The organism is Methylocystis sp. S23, assembly GCF_054106005.1.
This window is the reverse complement of record NZ_CM134185.1, coordinates 3,730,489-3,750,486: the sequence shown is the minus strand read 5'-3', so window position 1 is coordinate 3,750,486 and position 19,998 is coordinate 3,730,489. Positions and strand designations below refer to the sequence as shown.

The following is a 19,998-nucleotide window of genomic DNA, read 5'->3' as shown; positions in this document are numbered from 1 at the left end:
CACAATTTGTTGCGCGCGCCACAAATTGGCGCCTTGCAGAAGGCCCACGATCGTCGCGATCCACAGAGGAATTGGCGATGATCCATCTATCTAAAATTCGGCCGCCTGGCGCGCTCTGCACGATAGCGGAGGCGTCGGGCGTTTTCGGTGCGATATTTCTTTTCGCCGCATTGGAGCAATGGTCGGCGCCGGCGCGCAGCGACATTTCGCCGGCGCCCTCGACGCTGATCATGAAGCTGCGCGACATCGTCGAAAGAGACGGCGCGCCGGGCGTGACCGCCATGGCCTTTCATAAGGGGCGGCTTCTTTACCGCGCCGATATCGGCGACATAAAGCCGGGCGCGCAATTTCCAGTCGCCTCCGCATCCAAATGGATGGCGGCCGCGCTACTGATGACATTGGTCGATGACGGCAAGCTTTCGCTCGATGAGCCGATCGGTCTCCGTCTGCCCGAATTCGAAGGCCGATCCGGCGCCATAACCCTCAGGCAGCTCCTATCGTTCACGTCCGGTCAAGGCAGTCTTCGCGGACTCTTCGACATCGCGCAGGAGGCCCGCATGACCTTGTCGGAGTCGGCGAAGCGGATCGCGGCGAGGCCGCTCGAAGACCCGCCGGGCGCCGTCTTCAAATATGGCGGTCCGTCATTGCAAGTCGCCGGCGCTCTCGCCGAGCGAACGACCGGCAAATCCTGGGCCGCTCTGTTTCGCGAGAAGCTCGCGGAGCCGCTGGGACTGACTCACAGCTATTGGACGAATGTGCTCGAGCCGAATCTCGATCCGGCCCTCGTCGCCAACCCCAATCTCCAGGCGGGTCTCGTCACGACCGCGGAGGATTACTCGATGTTTCTCACGATGATCGCGGAGAACGGCTCCTATGGAGGCCGGCAAATTCTCTCGCCGACCGCGGTCGAGACGCTCGAGAAGGCGCAGACGTTGAACGCGTCCTTCGGCTATCTGCCGCCCGGGGTTCCGAACAAAGTGCACTACGCTCTCGGCAACTGGTGCGAAACGGTCGCAACCGACGGCGCCTGCACGCTCGTCTCCAGCCCGGGCGCGTATGGAACCTATCCCTGGATCGATCGCAAGAGCGGGCTCTACGGAGTCTTTTTCATGCGCTATCGGCTTCCGCTCGTCGCGGATCGTCTGCGGGAGGCGCGGAGCGTCATTCTCGACTCTTACGACCCGTTCTCGACGAGCGAAGCAGGTCGCGCGTCAGACGACGCCGAATGAAGACGATCCGCGCCGATCGGAGCCGTGCTGCGACCATCAGCCGAAGCGTGCGGCGTCATGATTTGTCAACCTATGTCGCGCGCAGGAAACGCCGACGCGCCACAGTCATGTTCATCAAAAGGAGTCCCGACATGAAACCAGACGCTGCTCGATACATTCTGAAGAATATCGCCCACCGGTCCGCGTCGCTCGCGCGCCTGTTGTCGATACTGGGCGCGTCCGCTGGATTGAGTATGTCGGCGGAGGAAAGCCGGGCCGCGGAAATCGTCGTCGTGCGGCCTCCGCCCTATACGCTTCCCGTCCTCGCTCCGCCTCCGCGGCGCGGCTGGATTTGGGCTCCGCTTCACTGGCGCTGGACGGGCGCGGCCTATGTGCCGGTCGCCGGGCATTGGATCGTCGCGCGGCCCGGCATGACTTACGTCTCCGCGCATTGGAGGGCGACGCCGCGCGGCTGGATATTCGTCCCGGCTCACTGGCGGGCGATCCCGTGAGACCGAACAGCGACCGGCGCGGCGGGACGGTTCGGCGCCGCGCTTTGCGCTTTTCATCGCGCCCGAATCGCCGCGTTACATTTTGAAAGATTTCGATTCCTTTTCGCACATCGCGCGCAAAGGACGACGCCGAGACTGCTCACGCTCCGCATTCTCATCGCGAAGCCACGCCTGACAAAGAAAGGAATGAGGAATGAAGCTCGCTTTCATTTCGCTTGCATTCGCTGGCATATTGTTCACTGCCGACTCTGCCGGAGCGGCGGGATGGTCGCGCAACGGTTCGGTATCCACCCCGCGCGGCGTCTATTCCCGGTCGGTGAGCGGAAACTGCTCCCCGGGCCATTGCGCGCGCTCCGCCTCGACGACGGGGCCTCAAGGGCGCACCGTCACGCGCACGAGCGGGACCAATCGTCGCGGCCCCCATATTTATGGTCACTGGCGCACGGTTGCAGGGCCTTCGGGAGGAAGCGCGACGCGCCGAGGCTTTGTGCGAGCCTATCCTTACTACTGATCGCGCGCTGGCTCTGAGCTTGCTCCCCACATGATTAGGGTAAGAACCGATGAAACATCGCCTTGTCACTTCGGTCGTGATCGTCATTCTGACGATCACGACAGGAGGCTGCCGGCAAGCCTCCTCGCAATCCTTCGGACAGGTCCGCGCCGCTTGCGAGGCCGATGTCCGCAAAATTTGCGCCGGCATTGAGCCGGGCGGCGGACGTATCCGCGAATGCCTGAAAGAAAAGCATGAACAGTTGTCGCCGGCATGCAAAGGCGCGCTGATGGATGCGGCGGCCAAACGTCCGTGATCCCACGCGACCGATCAAGTCGCGTCCGGCCGCGACAGCACTCGACGATCAAAACCGAGTCGTCGGCACGATCCGAGCAAAGTTTCGGCGACCGCGCGTCGCGAAAAAGCCCCGCGCGTGTTTCGACGAGAGCTTCGAATCTACAGTGCGCCTGCGAGGCGCACTGCCCGCTCGACAAAGTGAAGTGGAAATTTCGAGCGGAACGCCGAAATGCGCGGTTCCTGTCTGGTTGCACCCGATGTCTCGACTTGGCGGGAGGCTTCGTTCGTGTCTGTCGTCAGCGACGCTTTCGCCAAGTCGATCGCCGACGGACGAGTGTACGCGCAGCGGCCGCAAACGCTGGCGGCCTGGCGCGCGCCGCAGTTGGCAATAATATGTCGGGAAAAGTTGACATGTCGGAGATTCCCGACATTATATGCCGTTATGGACGAAGCTGTTTTCTCCGCTCTTGCCAATCCGGTCCGCCGCCAGGTGGTGATGCTGTTGCTTTCGGAGGAAAGAAGCGCGGGATCCATCGCGGAGGCGTTCGACATCAGCCGTTCGGCTGTTTCCGAACATTTGGGCGTCCTGCGTCAAGCGGGCCTCGTGCAAGAAACCAAGGCCGGACGTGAGCGGATTTATTCGCTCAACGCCCAACCGCTGGTCGCGCTTCGCGACTGGCTGGCGCCCTATGAGGACTATTGGAAAGCGCGCCTCGCAGATTTGGCGGGGGGCCTCGAGGAGACGAACGAATGACACTGCAGACAGTGATCGTGGAACAGGTCATCAAAGCATCGCCAGCGCGTGTCTGGGAGCGAATTTCAACGCCGGACGGCGTTTCGCGCTGGTGGCGTCCTGGAAACATCGCTCCAATCGAAGGGCATGAGTTCACGATGGACATGGAGAAATGGGGGATGGTCCCATGCCGTGTCATTGCGGTCGAATACGAGCGCAGACTGGCTTACACCTTCGGCGATTTCGAACTTCACTGGGAGATCATTCCACGGGGCGAGGAGACGATCCTGAGGCTCGAGCATCGTGGTTTCGATTTTGAAAATCCTCAACATCGCTTTGCGTTCGAGAATATGGGGGCGGGTTGGCGTAGTGTCGTCTTGCCGAGGCTGGCCGAAGGGCTGCTCGAAGTTGCCTGACCAGCCGTCAATGAAATTGAGCGAGCTGTCTAGGTCAAAATTGTGCTGGAACCAACGATGTCACCATGCTGGTCGCTCACCCGTCGGCGCCCGATTGCCTATATGGACATCAATTCGATGAAGACCGAATGCTGAATGACGAGGAGCAGATCCGCGCGCTTGTCCAAACGTGGCAGTGTGAGTTCACAACCTAATCGCATTCTTCGTAAGCGCCGTCGTCTGGCCACGGCCTCGAGGGTCGGTGTGTGGTTGTGCTGGCCGTTGCGTTGAACGTGAGTATGGCATTCTGACGCACGCTTCGCGGTGACGTGGATGACGCGCTGCTGCATGTTTCTTCCATTCCGCCCGGAGACGCTTTGTGGCTGAGGTCTTGCTGTTTCATCACGCACTGGGGCTTACCCCCGGTGTCTGCGCGTTTGCCGACGACCTGCGGCAAGCCGGGCACATCGTACACACACCGGACCTGTTCGGCGGACGCACGTTCAAGAGCATCGACAACGGTCTCGCCTACATCGAAGAAACAGGGTTCGATGAGATGCGTGAACGCGGTGTCCGCGTCGCCGACAAACTGCCCGTCGATCTCGTTTACGCCGGCTTCTCGTTCGGTGTGCTGCCGGCGCAAAAGCTTGTACAAACACGGCCCGGCGCCCGCGCAGCGCTGCTCTTCTACTCCTGCATTTCGATCAGCGGCGCGTGGTCCTTTGGACCATGGCCGGACGGCGTCCCGGTTCAGATCCATGGGATGGACAACGACCCGGTCTTCGTCGGCGACGGCGGCGATATCGATGCTGCCCGCGAGATCATAGAGAAGGTCGAGGACGCGGCGCTTTTCCTGTACCCAGGCGATCAACACTGCTTTGCAGACAGTTCGCTCCCTTCATTCGACGCCGATGCGGCGGCGCTGCTCACTCGACGGGTGCTCGAGTTCCTGATCCGCGTCTGACGATGCCGGCCTCAAGCTGGGGAGCGTAGATGTAGGCCCAGGGCAACGCGAGTATCGCGTCGCAGCCTCGAATCAGTCGACTGACTTAGCGGCCATGCCGGCGCACCGCGCGACGAGTCCTGAAGCGGTTCATCCTCACGGAACATGGAAAGGATCGACAATCACGATGTCGCATCCCTCGAAATTACGGACATTATTGGTCGCCACCGCGACTCCTCTGACACGGGCGATGGCGGCGATCTGGCAATCGGCTTCCATGCTCGGCTGGCCAGCGGCCCGACGGCTCGCGGCGATGGCTGCGTGAGCTTTCGCCGCTGCGCTGTCGAAGGGCAGGACGCGGCCCGCGAAATCCTCGGTGATCATGATGTCTATGGTGGCGGTCAGACTGTCGCGGCGCTTCCCGGCCGTCGCGCCCGTGCGCAATTCGGCCTCGGCCACCGCGCTAAAAGCAGCTTGGTCGAGTCCTGCGCGGCGAACCAGTCCAAGACCACCTGCGCGGGCTTGGGCCGCATCAGGTCTAGACGACGTTGGTGTCGAGCAGGATGGCGGCGTCGCTCACGAGAACGATGGCGGTTCGCGCATCGGGCCACGCGCGGGAAGCTCCAACTCCACGCCGCCGATGGCGGCGAAGCGGGCGTGAATAGCCTGGCCGAGATTTGTCGGGGCGATGACGCCGCTGATCGCGCGGCGCAGGATTTCCCGCGCTTCTTCTTCCATGGAGCGGTCATGTTCAGCCGCACGCATGCGTAAGCGGCGCTTCAAATCGTCGTCCAGATTGCGGATTGTGATGCTCGCCACGACAGCCTCCAGAATGGAGTCGCCAGCAAAATAGGCAATGACTGCACGGCACTCAAGTTTGGCGTTGCCGGATGGATCGCGCGACGTGAATTTCGCTGGATGCTCCACGTGGGCCTTTTCGGGGCTCGCCAGCGACGGGAACAAAGCAAAAGCTCCGTCCGCCCAGCGATCCTTGATAGGGAGCGTTGCGGCTGTGGCGGAATAGTCGAAATTGCACGGACGTGTTCGGCACCGCCAGCGTCAACGACGTCTCGTCGGCGGCGATGATATCGACTTCGAGCGCCTCTCCAGGGCGATCTATGTCAGTGAGAGTTATTCGTCTTTCCACGACAGATGCTCCCAAAATGAATTTTTGAAATTGATCAACGTCAGTCGCGCTGTTGGTCCGGAAACGTCGGCTCCTGATGGCGCAAGCGCAATGCGCCGCCCTAGCCGGCGCACCGAAAGCGCGATCGACTAATTATCCGTCCGCCGCATTCTCGCGTTTTCCAACGCCTCTCGTATCATTTCGTCGACTGCGAAGCGGACATTGCTCTCGAGCGCGTCGAGCCCGTCTCTGCCGATCAGATAGAGAGCGTCGTCGACGTGCGAATCGAGGAAATAGCGGGAGATGATCGGCTGGTCGAAACCCGCGCCTCTCGACCTCGCTCTGATGCTCGCCATCGCAGCGTCACGTAGCGCGCGAGCGAATTGCTCGCGCGTGCTCAACAAAATCGTCGCCAAAGAGACGGCGTGACCCAGATGCTTCTCACGCATATTCGGACTCTCGGTCGTTTACGGCTTCGCCCCCTCTGCCGCGCCGGCGATTCCCTTCCTCGAACCAGCGGATACCGTTTGTAGAGTATACTCCGTAGATAAATACTCTTCAAGCTGGCTGGTTCTCGTCATGGAAATGCGAGAGACGCTGGCGCGCAATCTGAGGAAATATCGACGGGCGCAACGCCTGTCGCAGGAAGAGCTCGGCCATCGAGCCGAGCTCGACCGCACCTATATCAGCTCGATCGAACGCTGCGTCTATTCGGCGACGGTCGACGTCGTCGGGCGCCTCGCCGACGCTCTCGGAATTCCGGCGCTCGAGCTTTTGAGGCCTGCGAGCGAAAGCGCGGAGGCGAAATCGTCGTCCACGACATCGACTGAAAGCGCGAGCACGAAGGCGCAGCCCAAGAAAGGCGCAAAGCCCTCTCGGAAAAGTGAGGGGCCGGCGCAATGGCGGGCAACTCGAAAGAAGCCGGGCCCGTAACCAGCCGAGCGACCACGGACCCGAGCATGAGGATCACATCGGCGAGACCGCCGCTTCCGGCGACGCCAGCCGCGCGATATCCGCCAGCGCCGAGCGCAGTTCCGGCCAGGGAAATTCCGCATCTGTCGGGCTCGGCTCGCCGAGCTGAATGAGGATGGCGAGCTTGGCCGCGACGCCCGGCAGGCTGGCGGCTTTCGTCTTCGGGACCGAAGCCGTGAAATCGCGCTCCTTGCCGAGAGCGGCTCGGAGTTCGGCGTCGACGGCGTCGAAGCCGAACGCGGCCGCCGCCTCGTCCCATCGCTTTTGCTGCGCGTCGAACGCCGCGAGCAGCGCTTCTCTCTCGATCGCCGGCTCGTTCGCGACCAGCTCCTCGATCTCGTCGACGGATTGAGCGATTTTCGGCTCCGCCTCGCCGGGAAGGCGGATTGCGACCTCGGGGATTCCGACCGAGTGAATGAGCTTCTTCTCGATGCGCTGCCACTGGCGCGTCAGCGCGACGACCTGAGTGTGATTGGCTTGCCAGTTCCGCCAGAGCTGCAGCGCGGGGTCGGACGGCGCCCCTCCCGTCGTCTTCCCGGACGGCAAGGCGCCGGTTCCTCGCAAAATGGCGCGCCAGCTAACGGCGGGCGGAGTCGTGCTATCTTCAGAATCAGCCATGATCCAGGCTCCACGTAAGCTTGGGTTGTGGTCAGGCCGGGCGGGATGCTCCAACATTCCGTTCGGCCGCTGCTCATGAAATTGCAGCCGGGAGAAGGTATGCCGGCTAGAACATTTTAGCAACGCATATTGGAAGCGCAGGTGTCCATAGCGTTGCGCCGCAGAGCGGTCGGGCTGTTCGGGACGGCGCATCGATTGAGGAGGAATCGAGTCCGTTCGCCGAAAAACCCATAGCTTGCAAAGCGATAGCCGCCCGTTCGGCGGCCTTTAAAAGGCCATTTATTTTCAATGAAGTAGGAAGCATTAGAACGGCCGATGGCGGCCCTGTCGCCGGCATAACCGATTCTGAAATCAGCTTGTGAAACCGGGCTTTTCAGGTGAATTCGGAGCTTCGAGATCTGAAATGGGCTCTTGTCGCCTCGCGGCATCGAAGCCTTCGGCAAGCGGCGGAGACGCTGAACACGCGTCAATCCACCCTCAGCCGTCGATTGCACGATCTCGAATGTGAGCTCGGCGTGGACTTGTTCGAGCGCACGACCGGCGGAACGAAGCTCACGCCGGTCGGTCGCGAATTTCTGGATTTGGCGCGGCCCCTCGTCGACGAAGCGGACCGCCTCTTCCTCACATTCAAAACGCGACGCAACGGCGGAAGCAGGCCATTTCGAATTGGGATTTGCTCGTCGCTCTCAGCGGGCAATCTGCGGGAGACGCTCGCGGAGTTGCGCCGCCAGATCGCAGATGCGGATATTCTCTTGGTCGACGGCGCCAAGGAGGGATTGCTCGGCGAGCTCGCCGCCGGCGCGATCGACGTCGCCATATTGACCTCCGGCGGCGGAAGGTGGAACGACCGTGTTCTGCCGCTCTGGGGCGAACGGGTAGTCGTCGCCGTTCCGGAACATCACCCGTTCAATCGGCCAGCGATCAAATGGCGGGAACTTTGCGACAATCGGATATTGCTGACGCGGAGCGGCGTCGATTCCGAGCTCGAGCAATTATTGAGCGTGAAGGCCGGCGGCTCCGATGCTTTGCGTATCAGCTATCAGGATGTCAGCCTCGACCGCCTGCTGAGCCTCGTCGGCGCCGGCTATGGCGTCGCGCCGCTGCTCGAAGGCGCCGTCGGCTTCATCTGCCCCGGAGTGGCCCATCGCGAGCTGCATGGCGACTGTGGGCAAATGCGGCTTCAGTTCGCGGCCTATTGGAAAGAGACGAACAGCAGTCCGATGCTGCAGCCATTTCTCGATCTGTTGCGCGCCCGCTATCCCGACCTTTCGGTTTCCGCGACATCGGGTTGAGGTTTCGGACGCGTCCGAGTCTTCGCGAAGGCTCTGTCGGTCGCGATGAAGCGCTGGAGCATGGGAACGACCAGCTTGAGCGGATCGGCGATCGTCTGCCCATTGGCTCTGCCGAGCGCGTCCGCATAGGCGGCGAGATCGCGATGCAGAGAGGCGGGAATCTCGACGGTGATTTTGACGGGCTTGTCGTCGGCGAGCGGACCGAGCTTCAGTTTCGTCACGGCGCCATTCCTTCCTTGTATGGAGCCAACAAGAGATCCCGCGTCACGAGCACGCGAACAGGAAAGCCTGGACGAATGGTGAGAGTGGGCTGGACATTGAGCTGGCGTTGAATGAGCAACTGTCCGGTCTGGCTCGCGCTGCTGGAGCCGCCGCGGCGGATCGCCTGAATGAGGCTGCTCTCGCTGCCTGTGGTTCCCGCTTCGGCGCCGATGCTGAGGAGCGTCGAGAGCGCGGCTCCTTTGAGAAGCATATCCCAATGATTGTCGACCTCGTCCTCGAGGCCGGCGTAGCCTGCCGCGTCGGCGCCGGGTTGCCGCTCCAGCACGATCGAGGTCCCGTTGGGCATGATGAGCCGTGTCCAGGCGAGAAGCACGCGCCTCTGGCCGTAGGCGACGGAACTGTCGTATTGGCCGATCAGCTTTGAGCCCTGAGGGATGAGCAGAAATTTCCCCGTGGGACTGTCGTAGACCGCTTCGGTCACCTGCGCGGTGATCTGTCCCGGGAGATCGGAGCGGAGGCCGGTGATGAGCGCAGCGGGGATCACCGTTCCGGCCTGGACGACGTACGGCGATGCAGGCTTGGCGAGCCGATCGGGACTGACGGTTCGCCGATCGGTCGATGCAGTCAGAAAAGAGGTCTTGCGATCCTGCATGTTCTGCGCGGAGCCGGCGTCGACGGACGGCGCCGCTGTAGCATCTGCTTCGATAGCAGAGATCGTTGTCGGAGCGATCGGCGTGATCGGCCTCTCTCGCTCGTTCGTCTGAGCAAAGAGCCGACTCACGCGCGCGGCCTCACCTTCCTGGGCGCGACGTTGCGCCTCGGGATCAGACGCCGATGCGCCGACGATCGTCGTATTGCCGGCCGCGCCGGCATTCAGAATGGGCCGGCCGAGATCGCCAGGGAGAGGCGGCCCGAGGGGCGGCGCCGGACGCGGGATTCCGGTATAGTCCTTGGGCAAATTGGCGAGACCGTCGGCCGCGGGACGATTCTGCGTGTTGTAGAGTTCCTGGGCCGCGCCGCTTCTGTCGCGAGGTTGCAGGGCGTAGCCGAGCGCGCCGGCGATCGCGAGGGCGGCGACGCTCGCCATGCCGATCAGAACCTTGCGCGACAGCCGCGTCACGCGCGGGCGTTCACCTCGCAGGCGAAGGTCCGGCGCGATCGGCGGCGATGCGGCGAGCCGATCGTCATTCGCGTCCGGAGTCATGAGCGCGGCCTTCCATCGGTGCGGACGATGCGCACGCGCCGCTCGCTATCCGCATCGCCGAGGCGCAGTTCTGCGGCGGCGAAGAGACGGTCGACGATGTAATAATTGCGGCTGACGCGATAATTGACGAGCTCCGAGCCGCCCGCCGGACCGATGACGAAGAGCGGCGGCGTCTCGCCCTGGCGAATGCCGGTCGGGAATTCGATATAGACCTTCGATCCGTCGTCGAAGGCGCGCAGCGGCCGCCAGGCCGGACTGTCTCCCTGGATCGCGTAGCGGAAATTCAACGCGGAGACGTCGACACCCGCCGCGATCGGCGCGGCGGATTCGGCGACCGAGTTCTGACGGCGCAAGGCGATGAGCTGGTCTTCTGGATATTGCCAGGAGACCGAGGCCATATAGGTCTTCTCGGTCGATCGCAGCTCGAGCAGATAGGTGCGCCGATCGGTGTTGACGATGAGATTGGTGACGAGATCTGGCCGCGTCGGTTTGACGAGAATGTGGATCTTTTTGCTCGCGCCTGCGCCGCTCTCCGTGTCGCCGATGATCCAACGGACGGTGTCGCCCGCGGCAACAGGGCCAGAGCCGACGAGTTGTTCGCCCTCCTGCAGGGCGACGTCGGTGATTTGCCCGGGCGCGGCATAGACCTGATAGAGCGCGCCGCTCGAGAAGGGATAGACCTGCACGGCATTGATGAATCCGCCGCGCACCGGCTGCACGCGGGCGGCGGCGTTGGCCTGATTGACGCGCACGGCCGGATCGGCGGGCTCGGGCGCCGCCTTGCCGGCGTGCAGCGGCTTCAATTGGCCCGGCAGGGGAAGAGGCTTGGCGAGCGTGACGATTTTCACCGGCGCCGGCGGATCGGCGGAGAGCCGCGCCGGCGCCGCGTCGTCATAATCGATGTCGGGCGGAATGAATTTCGCGCATCCGGCGAGCGACGCGGCGGAGATGAGCAGAGTAGCCAAGCCGGCTTTACGGAGAGATGCGTTTCCGCCTATCCGGAACCGCATGTTCGCGGCGATGTCCGGATCGCCGGCATTCAGGAAATTCGGCCGGGTCATTGTCCGAGCTCCTTGGACCAGTTGATGGCGTTGACGTAGACGCCGAGAGGATTCTTGCGGAGGCGATCGGCGTCGGTCGGCGGTTGGATGGCGATGGTGAGGATCGCCGTCCATCGCGTTGTGTCGGCGAGCGCGCCGTCCTGGTAGCGGCGCTCGATCCAGGCGACGCGAAACGAGTCGGTCGAGGCGCGGATGACGCTGGAGACATCGACGGCGATCTGCTGTTTGCCGAGCCTGGCGAAGGGATCGTTGGCGCGGGCGTAATCATTGAGCGCCGCGGCGCCCGCCGTCGTCGTGAAATCGTAGGCCTGCAGCCAACTCTGGCGAACGACGACCGGATCGGCCGGCGCGGAGCGCACATCCTTGATGAAGCGGGCGAGATACCAGGCGATCTGCGGATCGGACGGCGTGTAATCCGCCGTCGCCGGCGCGATGGCGTGCGCCTCGCCGAGCCGGTCGATTTCCACGACCCAGGGGACAACGGACCCATGCGTCGACTGCCAGACGAGGCCAGCCGCGAGACCGCAGGATAAGAGCAGCGAGCCGAAGGCCATCAGCCGCCAGTTCTTCGCCTGGACGCGCGCGGAGCCGATGCGCTCGTCCCAGGCCTGGGCGGCTCTCTGATAGGGCGTCTCCGGTTCGGGCGTGCGGCCATAGCGCACCGAGGCGCGTCGGAACATGGTCTATTCCTGTTGTGAGAGATCGACGGAATGGCCGCCGCCGTGGCTGTCGCCGGACTGAATGACATGCGCGGCGGTCGTCGCGCCGTGGCTCGCGAGCTGATTGCGCTTCATGCGCCGCGCCCAGGCGGGCGGCGCATTTCCCGCCGGAGCGCCGGTCGCGCCGTCGCCTATGCCTCCTGTCGTCGACGAGCCGCCTGTCGCCGCGAAGGCGGCGCGCGCGCCGGCGGAATAGTTTTCGGCCAAGGAATTCGTCGCGCGAGCGGCCGCCCGCCGGAAGGGAGCCGCAGCGACGGCGCCCGCCGCGCGGCCGACGCCGGCGAGTCCAGCGGCGACAGCTGAAGGCCCGGACTCCCCGGCCGAGCCCAGCGCATAAGCCGACGCCGCTCCGCCGGCGAGCCTCGCGCCGCCGCGTGCGGTGGCGGCGGCTCCCGAGGCGGCGGCCGTCGCTCCCCTTCCGGCGAGGCCGAGCGCCGCGCCTCCGACCATTCCGGCGCCCGCGACGGCGACGCCGGTTCCGACCGCCGCGCCGGCGCCGAGCTGCGGCGCGCCGGAGACGAGGCCGGTCGCGATGCCGGGACCGAATATGCCGAGGCCGAGCATGGCGAGCGCGGCGAGCACGACGGAGAGCGTCTGCTCGATCGTCGGCTGCTCGCCGCCATAGCTCGTCGTGAATTGCGAGAAGAGTCCAGAGCCGATTCCGACGATGACGGCGAGCGTCATCACCTTCACGCCCGAGGCGACGATATTGCCGAGCACCTTCTCGGCGAGAAAGGCGGTCTTGTTGAAGAGCGCGAAGGGAATGAGCACGAAGCCGGCGAGCGTCGTCAGCTTGAACTCGATCAGTGTGACGAAGAGCTGCACGGCAAGGATGAAGAAGGCGATGATGATCAGCAGCCAGGAGATCATCAGCACGGCGATCTGAACGAAATTGGCGAAGAAGGACGCAAAGCCCATCATCTGGCTCGCGGCGTCGAGCAACGGCTGGCCGGCGTCGAGGCCGACCTGGGCGAGACGGCCGGGCCGTAGAAAGTCGGCGGTCGATACCGAAGAGCCGCCGGCCTTCAGGCCGACGCCGGCGAAGCTATTAAAGACGATTCCCGAGAGCTTGTTGAAATTGGTGATCAGGAAGGCGAAGAAGCCGATGTAGAGCGTCTTCCTCACGAGCCTCTGGATCACGTCCTCGTCGGCGCCCCAGGCCCAGAACAGGCCGGCGAGCGTGATGTCGATCGTGATCAGCGTCGAGGAGAGATAGGCGACGTCGCCCTTCAGCAGGCCGAAGCCGGAATCGATATAGGTCGTGAAAGTGTTCAGGAAGGTATCGATGACGCCGACATTGTTCATTGCGCGGCGCCTTTCGATGTCGATGTGGCCGGCGCGGCCGTGGGAGGCGTCGGCCGCGCCGGCCTGCCGAAGAAGCGGCGGCGGTTCTCCGTCCAGACCGCCTCACAGCGCTGGTCTTCGGCATCCTGGAGACCGAGCGCGCCGCAGCGGCGCAGCTTGGCGGAAAGATCGTCGGGAGCGATGGCAACGGCGGCTCCGGCGTCACGGATGATCGGCGCTGGCGCATCGATCGCCGCGAGCGTCGCGACCAATGTTGCGATCAGAATGAGGATCGCGCCGGCGCGCCATATGTCCCATCGTCCCATGGGCGCGCCTCAATTGCCGTGGAACATGGCGACATTGCCCGGCTGATAGCCGGAGCGCGTCGAAAAACGCCGATATTGCTCCTGTCCTTGAGACTCGGCGGCCGTCACGCGCGATTGCTCGAGCGCATCGGCGCGACTCTTCGCGGCGACGACGGCGACGAGGTCAGAGAGCTGCTGCGATTGCAGCGCGAGCAGCTGATTGCCCGCCTGCGCCGCCTGCAGCGCGCCGGTCGCCGTCTGGCTGGCCGAGGTCAGCGACGACATGGCGGAGCCGTTGCTCGAGATGTTGCCAACGACGCCGGCCTGCACTTTCAAGGAGTCCTCGAAGGCGGCGACGGAATTGCGCCATCGTGTCTGTGCCGTGGCGATCAGTCCCGAGCCGGAGGCGCTGGTCGACGCCGAACCATAGGTCGTCGCAAAGGCGGTCTCGATCTGCTGGACATCGAAGGCGATGTGCTGCGCCTGGGCCAGCAGGGATTGCGTCTTCTGAATTGTTGACTGAAGCTGGCTCAGCGTCGAGAGCGGCAGGCTCGCGAGATTGCGCGCCTGATTGGTCAGCATCTGCGCCTCATTGGCGAGGCTCTGGATCTGATTATTGATCTGCTGCAGCTCGCGCGCCGCGGTGAGCACGTTCTGCGAGAAATTGCTCGGGTCATAGACGACGAGCTGTGCGGGCGCTGTGCTCGCGACAAGAGAGAGCGAGAAAGCCACGGCGGAGAACAGGCCCGCGCGGCGAAAAGAGCAAGCGGCCATCACGAGAACTCCAGATTGGTGAGGTCGGGGATGAGATCGGCGGCCCATTCAAGGCCGCGCTCGATCAGCCAGGCGCGCAGGAATCCATTCGACCCGTGCTCTGCGAGGATACGCTCGACCGCGGCGTGATCGGTCTTGGATGAGGCAGCGCAGAAGGCGAGGCCGATCGGTCCGAGCCCCAATTCGAACAGACGATTGCCGCCTCGCGATTGACAGTAGTAGTCGCGCTTGGGTGTGGCGCGGGCGATAATTTCGATCTGGCGGTCGTTTAGACCGAACCGGCGATAGATCGCGGTGATCTGCGGCTCGATCGCCCGTTCACTCGGAAGGAAGATCCGGGTCGGACAGCTCTCGACGATCGCCGGCGCGATCGGGCTACTGTCGATGTCGGAGAGCGACTGCGTGGCGAAGACGACGGAGGCGTTTTTCTTCCGCAAGGTCTTGAGCCATTCACGCAGCTGACGCGCGAAGGCGGGATCGTCGAGAACGAGCCAGCCCTCGTCGATGACGAGCAAGGTCGGACGACCGTCCAAGCGATGCTCGAGGCGATGAAAGAGATAGGTGAGGACCGCTGCTGCTGCGCCGGCGCCGATGAGGCCTTCCGTCTCGAATGCCTGGAAATTGGAATAGCCGAGGCGCTCCTCTTCGGCGTCGAGCAGCCGGCCGAAAGGACCTCCGATGCAATAGGGTTGAAGCGCCTGCTTCAAGGCGGTCGAATGCAATAGGACGGCTAGCCCGGTGAGCGTGCGCTCATTGGATGGCGACGAGGCGAGCGAGGTGAGCGCCGACCAGATATGTTCTTTCGCCGTCGGATCGATGGCGGCGCCTTCCTTGGTGAGGATGGCGGCTACCCATTCCGCCGCCCAGGCGCGCTCGACCGCGTCGTCGATGCGGTCGAGCGGCTGCAGCGCCACGCTATTCTCTGAGCCCGCCGACAGGCCGCCGCCGAGATCATGCCAATCGCCGCCGCAGGCGAGCGCCGCCGCGCGGATCGAGCCGCCAAAATCGAAGGCGAAGATTTGCGCGCGCGCATAGCGACGAAACTGCATCGCCATCAGCGCCAGAAGCACGGATTTGCCGGCGCCGGTCGGACCGACGATCAGCGTATGGCCGACGTCGCCGACGTGCATCGAGAAGCGGAAGGGCGTCGAGCCCTCGGTCTTGCCGAAGAGCAAGGGAGATGCGCGAAGATGCTCGTCTCTGTCTGCTCCCGCCCAGATGGCGGAGAGCGGAATCATATGGGCGAGATTGAGCGTCGAGATCGGCGGCTGGCGGACATTGGCATAGGCGTGACCGGGGAGCGAGCCGAGCCAGGCTTCGACCGCATTCACGCCTTCCGCTATGCAGGTGTAGTCGCGGCCCTGGATCGCCTTCTCGACGAGTCGCAGCCTTTCCGTCGCTATCGCCGGGTCGTCGTCCCAGACGGCGACCGTGGCGGTCACATAGGCTTCGCCGACGTCATCCGCGCCGAGCTCCTGCAACGCGACATCGGCGTCGGCCGCCTTGTTCGCCGCGTCGGAGTCGACGAGGATCGAAGCCTCGTTCGTCATCACCTCCTTGATGATGGCGGCGATGGATTTGCGCTTGGCGAACCACTGCCGCCGGATCTTTGTCAGCAGCCGAACGGCCTCCGTCTTGTCGAGCAAGATGGCGCGCGTCGACCAGCGATAGGGGAAGGCGAGACGATTGAGCTCGTCGAGAATGCCGGGGTGGGTCACGGTCGGAAAGCCGACGATGGTCAGAATCCGCAGATGCGCGTTTCCGAGCCGCGGCTCCAGCCCGCCGGTGAGCGGCTCGTCGGCGAGCAAAGCGTCGAGATGCATCGGCGTTTCAGGGACGCGGACGCGCTGCTGGCGTGTCGAGATCGTCGAATGCAGGAAGGTCAGCGTCTCGCCGTCGTCGAGCCATTCGGCCTCGGGCATGAAGCTCTCGACCAATTGCAGCACGCGATTGGTGCGATCGATGAAATCGCGCAGCAGCTCCCACGGGTCGACGCCGTCCTGGGCGCGGCCTTCATAGAGCCAATTCTCGGCGCGGGACGCGTCCTCCTCCGGTGGCAGCCAGAGGAGCGTGAAAGAATACCGACTCTCGAAGTGCGCGCCGGCCTCCTCGAAGGCATTCTGTCGCTCGAGGTCGACGAGCGCCGAGGCTGCGTCGGGGAATCGATCATGCGGATAATGCTGCGCCGGCAGGCGATCGGCTTCGACGAAGATGGCCCAACCGGAGCCGAGGCGGCGCAGCGCATTGTTGAGGCGGGCGGTCACGCCGACGAGCTCGGCCGGCGTCGCGCTGTCGAGATCCGGTCCGCGGAAGCGCGCGGTGCGCTGAAGCGAGCCGTCCTTGTTGAGAACGACGCCTTGGGCGACGAGGGCGGCCCAGGGCAAGAAGTCCGCGAGGCTCGTCGGGCGGCCGCGATATTCAGCGAGATTCAGCATGGAGCCTCACACGCCGAGATAAGCGGGATAGCGCAGGTGTCGGCGCACGACCTCGACGAATTGCGGATCGCGCTTCGCGGCCCAGACCGCGGCGCTGTGGCTGACGGCCCAGAACAGAGCGCCAGGAAGCCAGAGGCGGAGTCCGAGCGCGATCGCCGCGGCGAGCGTGCCATTGGCGATGGCGACAGCTCGCGGCGCGCCGCCGAGCAGGATCGGATCGGTCAGTGCCCGATGCACGGGGACGAAGAAGCCGGGGACGTCCTCGGCGCTGTTGAATCTGCTCATCAGATCAGCGCTCCGCCGGAGAAGGAGAAGAAAGAGAGGAAGAAGGAGCTGGCGGCGAAAGCGATCGAGAGGCCGAATACGATCTGGATCAGACGGCGGAAGCCGCCCGAGGTGTCGCCGAAGGCAAGCGTGAGGCCCGTCACCGTGATGATGATGACGGAGATGATCTTGGCGACCGGGCCCTGGATGGATTCGAGAATTTGGTTAAGCGGCGTTTCCCACGGCATAGAGGAGCCGGAGGCGTGGGCCGAAGAAGTAGAGGTCACCGCGAAGGCGACGATGGCGGCAATAACGGCGGCGCGTCGGCCAAATCGGCTATTCGGAGCAAAGGGCGTCATGATTGGTCTCCTGCGACATGTGCAGCGATCGAAAGGACTCGGTAATCGCCGGTGGATGGATCGAGGCCGTCGACGGTCGCGAGCTCGGCGAGGCGCCGCTCGCCGCCGCGGCCCTGGAGAACGGCGATGACATCGATGGTCTGGGCGATCAGCGCGCGCGGCACGGTGATCACGGCTTCCTGAATGAGCTGCTCGAGACGGCGCAGCGCCCCGAGCGCCGTGCCGGCGTGAATCGTGGCGATGCCGCCGGGATGTCCGGTTCCCCAGGCCTTCAGCAAATCGAGGGCTTCGGCGCCGCGGACCTCGCCGATCGGAATGCGGTCGGGCCGCAGTCGAAGCGACGAGCGCACGAGATCTGAGAGGGAGACGACGCCGTCCTTGGTACGCAGAGCGACGAGATTGGGCGCGCGGCATTGCAGCTCGCGCGTATCCTCGATCAGCACGACGCGATCGGCGGTTTGTGCGATCTCGGCGAGCAGCGCATTGGCGAGCGTGGTCTTGCCAGTCGACGTGCCGCCGACGACGAGAATATTCTTCCGATCCGCGACGGCCTTTCGCAGGACGTCCGCCTGACTGGCTGTCATCACGCCTTCGCGCGCGTAGTCGTCGAGCATGAACACCGCGACGGCAGGCTTTCGGATCGCGAAGGCGGGCGCCGACACGACGGGAGGAAGAAGTCCTTCGAACCTTTCTCCCGTCTCGGGCAATTCCGCCGAGACACGCGGCGAGCCCGGATGCACCTCGACGCCGACATGATGGGCGACGAGCCGCACGATGCGCTCGCCGTCGGCCGCCGACATTCTGCGGCCGCTGTCCTCGAGACCGCTCGGTAGTTTGTCGATCCAGAGCCTGCCATCCGGATTGAGCATGACCTCGACGACGGTAGGATCTTCGAGAAAGCTCGCGACAGCCGAACCGAGCGCCGTGCGCAGCATCCGCGCGCCGCGTGCGTGTGCCTGCGAATGGAGAAGAGAAGCCGCCAAGATCGCCCCCGTTTCGACCGATGGCTCGCACGCGATCGGTCGCGGGGATGATTAGAAAAGGCAAGAAACCGGGCGGATCAACAAGGTTTCGGTCGTCGTAGCAGTCTGTCGTATAGCAGCGAAAAAATACTTGCTCGCTAGGGTCCAGCTCATAGAACCCAACACACTATAACGGCGATAAGGCAGGGTGACGGACCCAGACTGCGATTTGCCTGTGTGGGCGGGTGTGATTCCCCGTGACCGCCGTTGTCGGCGAGGCTGTTGCTGATACGCGCCTCCTGGTCCCGGACGCGGCGCCGGCGTACGTTCCGGACTGGTTTGGCCGGCGGCTGGACGAGGTCTTGAGCCGGACCGCAGCGGCGACGGGGCAAACAGGGCGGTTGGCGAGTTACCCAGCGGTCGCCGTCGACGGATCTGAAATAGCACGAACACTAAAGTAAGTGCTTGACTATATCCGGTTGCCCGAATACATAAGCATATGCTTAACGATCAGGCTGCGCTCGACCTCGTGTTTCACGCACTCGCGGATCCGACGCGTCGCGCGATCATTGAGCGCCTGACCCGCGGTCCCGCCTCAGTCAGCGAGCTGGCCGCGCCGATGGCAATGTCGCTGGCTGCCGTGATGCAGCACCTACAGGTGTTGGAGGAGAGCCGCCTGCTGCGCACGGAAAAGCGAGGTCGGGTTCGGACCTGCATGATCGATCCCGACGTGCTCGCGCGCGCAGAGGCCTGGCTCACCGGCCGCCGCACCTTCTGGGAAAACCAATTCGACCGGTTGGGCGAGATGCTCGCCGAGGACGACTTCAAATCCAAAAAGCGCGAACGGAGAAAGCCATGACCAAAGCTATCCACGGATCGTTCACCATCGAACGCGTCTACGACGCATCGCCGGCCCGCGTGTTCAAGGCCTTCGCCGACCCCAAATCCAAGGCGCGCTGGTTCGTCGGGCCGGGGGGATGGCAGGAGATCAAGCGCGAGCTGGATTTCCGCCCGGGCGGCCAGGAGATCGCGCACGGCAAATTCCCGAACGGTCCCGAAACCATGTTCGTGGCGCGCTATCATGAGATCGTGCCCGACGAACGTCTGGTCTACGTCTACGACATGCACGTCGATGGCGTCTTCATGTCGGTGTCCCTTGCGACCATCGAATTGACGCCCCAGGGCGGCAAGACGTCGCTTCGGTTCACCGAACAGGCGGTCTTTGTCGACGGCCAGGACGGCACCGAATCGCGCCGCCACGGCACGGCGTATCTTCTCGAGCAAATCGCCGCCAATTTGCCCGACTAGGAAGACGGGGATCGTGCCGCGATCCTCCAGTTTCTCGTGCAGTTCGGTGCTGTCGTAGTTTTGACCCTAGTCCCGAGTGTCCTTCGAGGCTTCCGGGGATTGCTCGGCGCCGGGCATGTCTCTCGGAATCTCGTCGGACAGGGTCCGTCCCTGATTGAGCCGCCGCCCCAGCGCTTCGATGAACCCCTCATAGCGTTCGCGCCCTTTCACTTGCGCGCTCGCCTGCGCCTCCGGCGGCAAGGGCGGCGTGACGGTCAGCCAGAAGCGAACGAACAGCGCGAGCGCTTCGGTCGTGAGTCCGCTGTTGCGTTCGAGTCGGTGGACCTGACGGGTCAGTCGGTCGAGGCGGCGGGTGAAAGCGGCCTCCATGCGATCTGCGCCGTCGGGCGATAGAAAGGACGCGACCGCAGCCTCGACAATGGCGGAGCGCGTCAGACGTTTCTGCGCGGCGAGTTCGTTGATCCTCGCGATCATCTCCACGGGAAGCGAGACATTGAGGCGATCGCGCATCATGA

At 63.9% G+C, this 19,998-nt stretch carries 27 protein-coding genes; 10 read left to right on the top strand and 17 right to left on the bottom strand.

The window, feature by feature from the left end:
* Positions 1-77 precede the first annotated feature (77 nt).
* From ACV7JP_RS18425 to ACV7JP_RS18400, 6 genes are all read left to right on the top strand, one after another.
* Positions 78-1,229 carry a serine hydrolase domain-containing protein gene (locus ACV7JP_RS18425; protein WP_457797100.1) on the top strand — a complete coding sequence of 384 codons (1,152 nt, stop codon included), beginning with the start codon at positions 78-80 and terminating at the stop codon, positions 1,227-1,229.
* Between the two features lie 131 nt (positions 1,230-1,360).
* A complete protein-coding gene (locus ACV7JP_RS18420) occupies positions 1,361-1,720 on the top strand; it encodes a YXWGXW repeat-containing protein (RefSeq protein WP_457797099.1) in 360 nt (119 codons plus the stop codon).
* A 587-nt stretch (positions 1,721-2,307) separates the two neighbouring features.
* Entirely contained in the window at positions 2,308-2,526 is a 219-nt protein-coding gene (locus tag ACV7JP_RS18415; protein WP_457797098.1) for a cysteine rich repeat-containing protein, read from the top strand.
* Positions 2,527-2,793: 267 nt separating this feature from the next.
* Positions 2,794-3,261: an ArsR/SmtB family transcription factor gene (locus ACV7JP_RS18410; RefSeq protein WP_457797097.1), complete on the top strand. Its 468-nt coding sequence runs from the start codon at positions 2,794-2,796 to the stop codon at positions 3,259-3,261.
* Complete coding sequence (locus ACV7JP_RS18405; RefSeq protein WP_457797096.1) at positions 3,258-3,656, top strand: SRPBCC family protein; 399 nt, start codon at positions 3,258-3,260, stop codon at positions 3,654-3,656. The genes ACV7JP_RS18410 and ACV7JP_RS18405 overlap by 4 nt, the downstream gene beginning before the upstream one ends.
* A gap of 358 nt (positions 3,657-4,014) precedes the next feature.
* Entirely contained in the window at positions 4,015-4,599 is a 585-nt protein-coding gene (locus tag ACV7JP_RS18400; RefSeq protein WP_457797095.1) for a dienelactone hydrolase family protein, read from the top strand.
* 135 nt (positions 4,600-4,734) lie between these two features.
* Here ACV7JP_RS18400 and ACV7JP_RS18395 read toward each other — a convergent pair whose 3' ends face one another.
* The 3 genes from ACV7JP_RS18395 to ACV7JP_RS18385 form a co-directional block, all read right to left on the bottom strand.
* Positions 4,735-5,037, bottom strand: a complete 303-nt coding sequence (locus ACV7JP_RS18395; RefSeq protein WP_457797094.1) for a type II toxin-antitoxin system VapC family toxin — start codon at positions 5,035-5,037, stop codon at positions 4,735-4,737.
* Between the two features lie 117 nt (positions 5,038-5,154).
* Positions 5,155-5,541, bottom strand: a complete 387-nt coding sequence (locus ACV7JP_RS18390; protein WP_457797093.1) for a FitA-like ribbon-helix-helix domain-containing protein — start codon at positions 5,539-5,541, stop codon at positions 5,155-5,157.
* Positions 5,542-5,853: 312 nt separating this feature from the next.
* A complete protein-coding gene (locus tag ACV7JP_RS18385) occupies positions 5,854-6,060 on the bottom strand; it encodes a hypothetical protein (RefSeq protein ID WP_457797092.1) in 207 nt (68 codons plus the stop codon).
* 223 nt (positions 6,061-6,283) lie between these two features.
* On the opposite strand from ACV7JP_RS18385, the gene ACV7JP_RS18380 reads away from it, so the two are divergent.
* A complete protein-coding gene (locus ACV7JP_RS18380; protein ID WP_457797091.1) occupies positions 6,284-6,637 on the top strand; it encodes a helix-turn-helix domain-containing protein in 354 nt (117 codons plus the stop codon).
* Positions 6,638-6,670: 33 nt separating this feature from the next.
* Here the strand turns inward: ACV7JP_RS18380 and ACV7JP_RS18375 are convergent, their stop codons facing one another.
* Entirely contained in the window at positions 6,671-7,294 is a 624-nt protein-coding gene (locus tag ACV7JP_RS18375) for a hypothetical protein (RefSeq protein ID WP_457797090.1), read from the bottom strand.
* A 116-nt stretch (positions 7,295-7,410) separates the two neighbouring features.
* Positions 7,411-7,722, bottom strand: coding sequence for a hypothetical protein (locus ACV7JP_RS18370; RefSeq protein ID WP_457799133.1), 312 nt, complete (start codon positions 7,720-7,722; stop codon positions 7,411-7,413).
* Here ACV7JP_RS18370 and ACV7JP_RS18365 point away from each other — a divergent pair.
* A complete protein-coding gene (locus ACV7JP_RS18365) occupies positions 7,672-8,586 on the top strand; it encodes a LysR family transcriptional regulator (RefSeq protein ID WP_457797089.1) in 915 nt (304 codons plus the stop codon). The genes ACV7JP_RS18370 and ACV7JP_RS18365 overlap by 51 nt on opposite strands.
* On the opposite strand, the gene ACV7JP_RS18360 is transcribed toward ACV7JP_RS18365, so the two are convergent.
* The 11 genes from ACV7JP_RS18360 to trbB all read right to left on the bottom strand — a co-directional run bounded on the left by ACV7JP_RS18360 (position 8,550) and on the right by trbB (position 18,196).
* A complete protein-coding gene (locus tag ACV7JP_RS18360) occupies positions 8,550-8,807 on the bottom strand; it encodes a DUF2274 domain-containing protein (protein WP_457797088.1) in 258 nt (85 codons plus the stop codon). The genes ACV7JP_RS18365 and ACV7JP_RS18360 overlap by 37 nt on opposite strands.
* Complete coding sequence (locus ACV7JP_RS18355; RefSeq protein ID WP_457797087.1) at positions 8,804-10,012, bottom strand: TrbI/VirB10 family protein; 1,209 nt, start codon at positions 10,010-10,012, stop codon at positions 8,804-8,806. The genes ACV7JP_RS18360 and ACV7JP_RS18355 overlap by 4 nt, the downstream gene beginning before the upstream one ends.
* Complete coding sequence (trbG, locus tag ACV7JP_RS18350; RefSeq protein ID WP_457797086.1) at positions 10,009-11,073, bottom strand: P-type conjugative transfer protein TrbG; 1,065 nt, start codon at positions 11,071-11,073, stop codon at positions 10,009-10,011. The genes ACV7JP_RS18355 and trbG overlap by 4 nt, the downstream gene beginning before the upstream one ends.
* Positions 11,070-11,753, bottom strand: coding sequence for a conjugal transfer protein TrbF (gene trbF / locus ACV7JP_RS18345; RefSeq protein WP_457797085.1), 684 nt, complete (start codon positions 11,751-11,753; stop codon positions 11,070-11,072). Before trbF ends, trbG begins: the two co-directional genes overlap by 4 nt.
* A 3-nt stretch (positions 11,754-11,756) precedes the next feature.
* On the bottom strand, positions 11,757-13,097 hold the full coding sequence (gene trbL / locus ACV7JP_RS18340) for a P-type conjugative transfer protein TrbL (protein WP_457797084.1): 1,341 nt from the start codon (positions 13,095-13,097) through the stop codon (positions 11,757-11,759).
* Positions 13,094-13,348, bottom strand: coding sequence for a putative entry exclusion protein TrbK-alt (trbK-alt, locus tag ACV7JP_RS18335; protein ID WP_457797083.1), 255 nt, complete (start codon positions 13,346-13,348; stop codon positions 13,094-13,096). The genes trbL and trbK-alt overlap by 4 nt, the downstream gene beginning before the upstream one ends.
* A 63-nt stretch (positions 13,349-13,411) precedes the next feature.
* Positions 13,412-14,155, bottom strand: a complete 744-nt coding sequence (gene trbJ, locus ACV7JP_RS18330) for a P-type conjugative transfer protein TrbJ (protein ID WP_457797082.1) — start codon at positions 14,153-14,155, stop codon at positions 13,412-13,414.
* Positions 14,155-16,590 (bottom strand): conjugal transfer protein TrbE, encoded by a 2,436-nt coding sequence (trbE, locus tag ACV7JP_RS18325; protein WP_457797081.1) that lies wholly within the window; start codon positions 16,588-16,590, stop codon positions 14,155-14,157. Before trbE ends, trbJ begins: the two co-directional genes overlap by 1 nt.
* Positions 16,591-16,596: 6 nt before the next feature.
* Positions 16,597-16,875 carry a VirB3 family type IV secretion system protein gene (locus ACV7JP_RS18320; protein WP_457797080.1) on the bottom strand — a complete coding sequence of 93 codons (279 nt, stop codon included), beginning with the start codon at positions 16,873-16,875 and terminating at the stop codon, positions 16,597-16,599.
* On the bottom strand, positions 16,875-17,213 hold the full coding sequence (locus ACV7JP_RS18315; RefSeq protein ID WP_457797079.1) for a TrbC/VirB2 family protein: 339 nt from the start codon (positions 17,211-17,213) through the stop codon (positions 16,875-16,877). The genes ACV7JP_RS18320 and ACV7JP_RS18315 overlap by 1 nt, the downstream gene beginning before the upstream one ends.
* Positions 17,210-18,196, bottom strand: a complete 987-nt coding sequence (trbB, locus tag ACV7JP_RS18310) for a P-type conjugative transfer ATPase TrbB (protein ID WP_457797078.1) — start codon at positions 18,194-18,196, stop codon at positions 17,210-17,212. The genes ACV7JP_RS18315 and trbB overlap by 4 nt, the downstream gene beginning before the upstream one ends.
* A gap of 478 nt (positions 18,197-18,674) precedes the next feature.
* Between trbB and ACV7JP_RS18305 the strand changes: the two genes are divergently transcribed.
* Positions 18,675-19,034: an ArsR/SmtB family transcription factor gene (locus ACV7JP_RS18305; protein WP_457797077.1), complete on the top strand. Its 360-nt coding sequence runs from the start codon at positions 18,675-18,677 to the stop codon at positions 19,032-19,034.
* Positions 19,031-19,483, top strand: coding sequence for an SRPBCC family protein (locus ACV7JP_RS18300; RefSeq protein WP_457797076.1), 453 nt, complete (start codon positions 19,031-19,033; stop codon positions 19,481-19,483). Before ACV7JP_RS18305 ends, ACV7JP_RS18300 begins: the two co-directional genes overlap by 4 nt.
* 66 nt (positions 19,484-19,549) lie before the next feature.
* On the opposite strand, the gene ACV7JP_RS18295 is transcribed toward ACV7JP_RS18300, so the two are convergent.
* On the bottom strand, positions 19,550-19,993 hold the full coding sequence (locus tag ACV7JP_RS18295; RefSeq protein ID WP_457799117.1) for a ribbon-helix-helix domain-containing protein: 444 nt from the start codon (positions 19,991-19,993) through the stop codon (positions 19,550-19,552).
* Between the last annotated feature and the right edge of the window lie 5 nt (positions 19,994-19,998).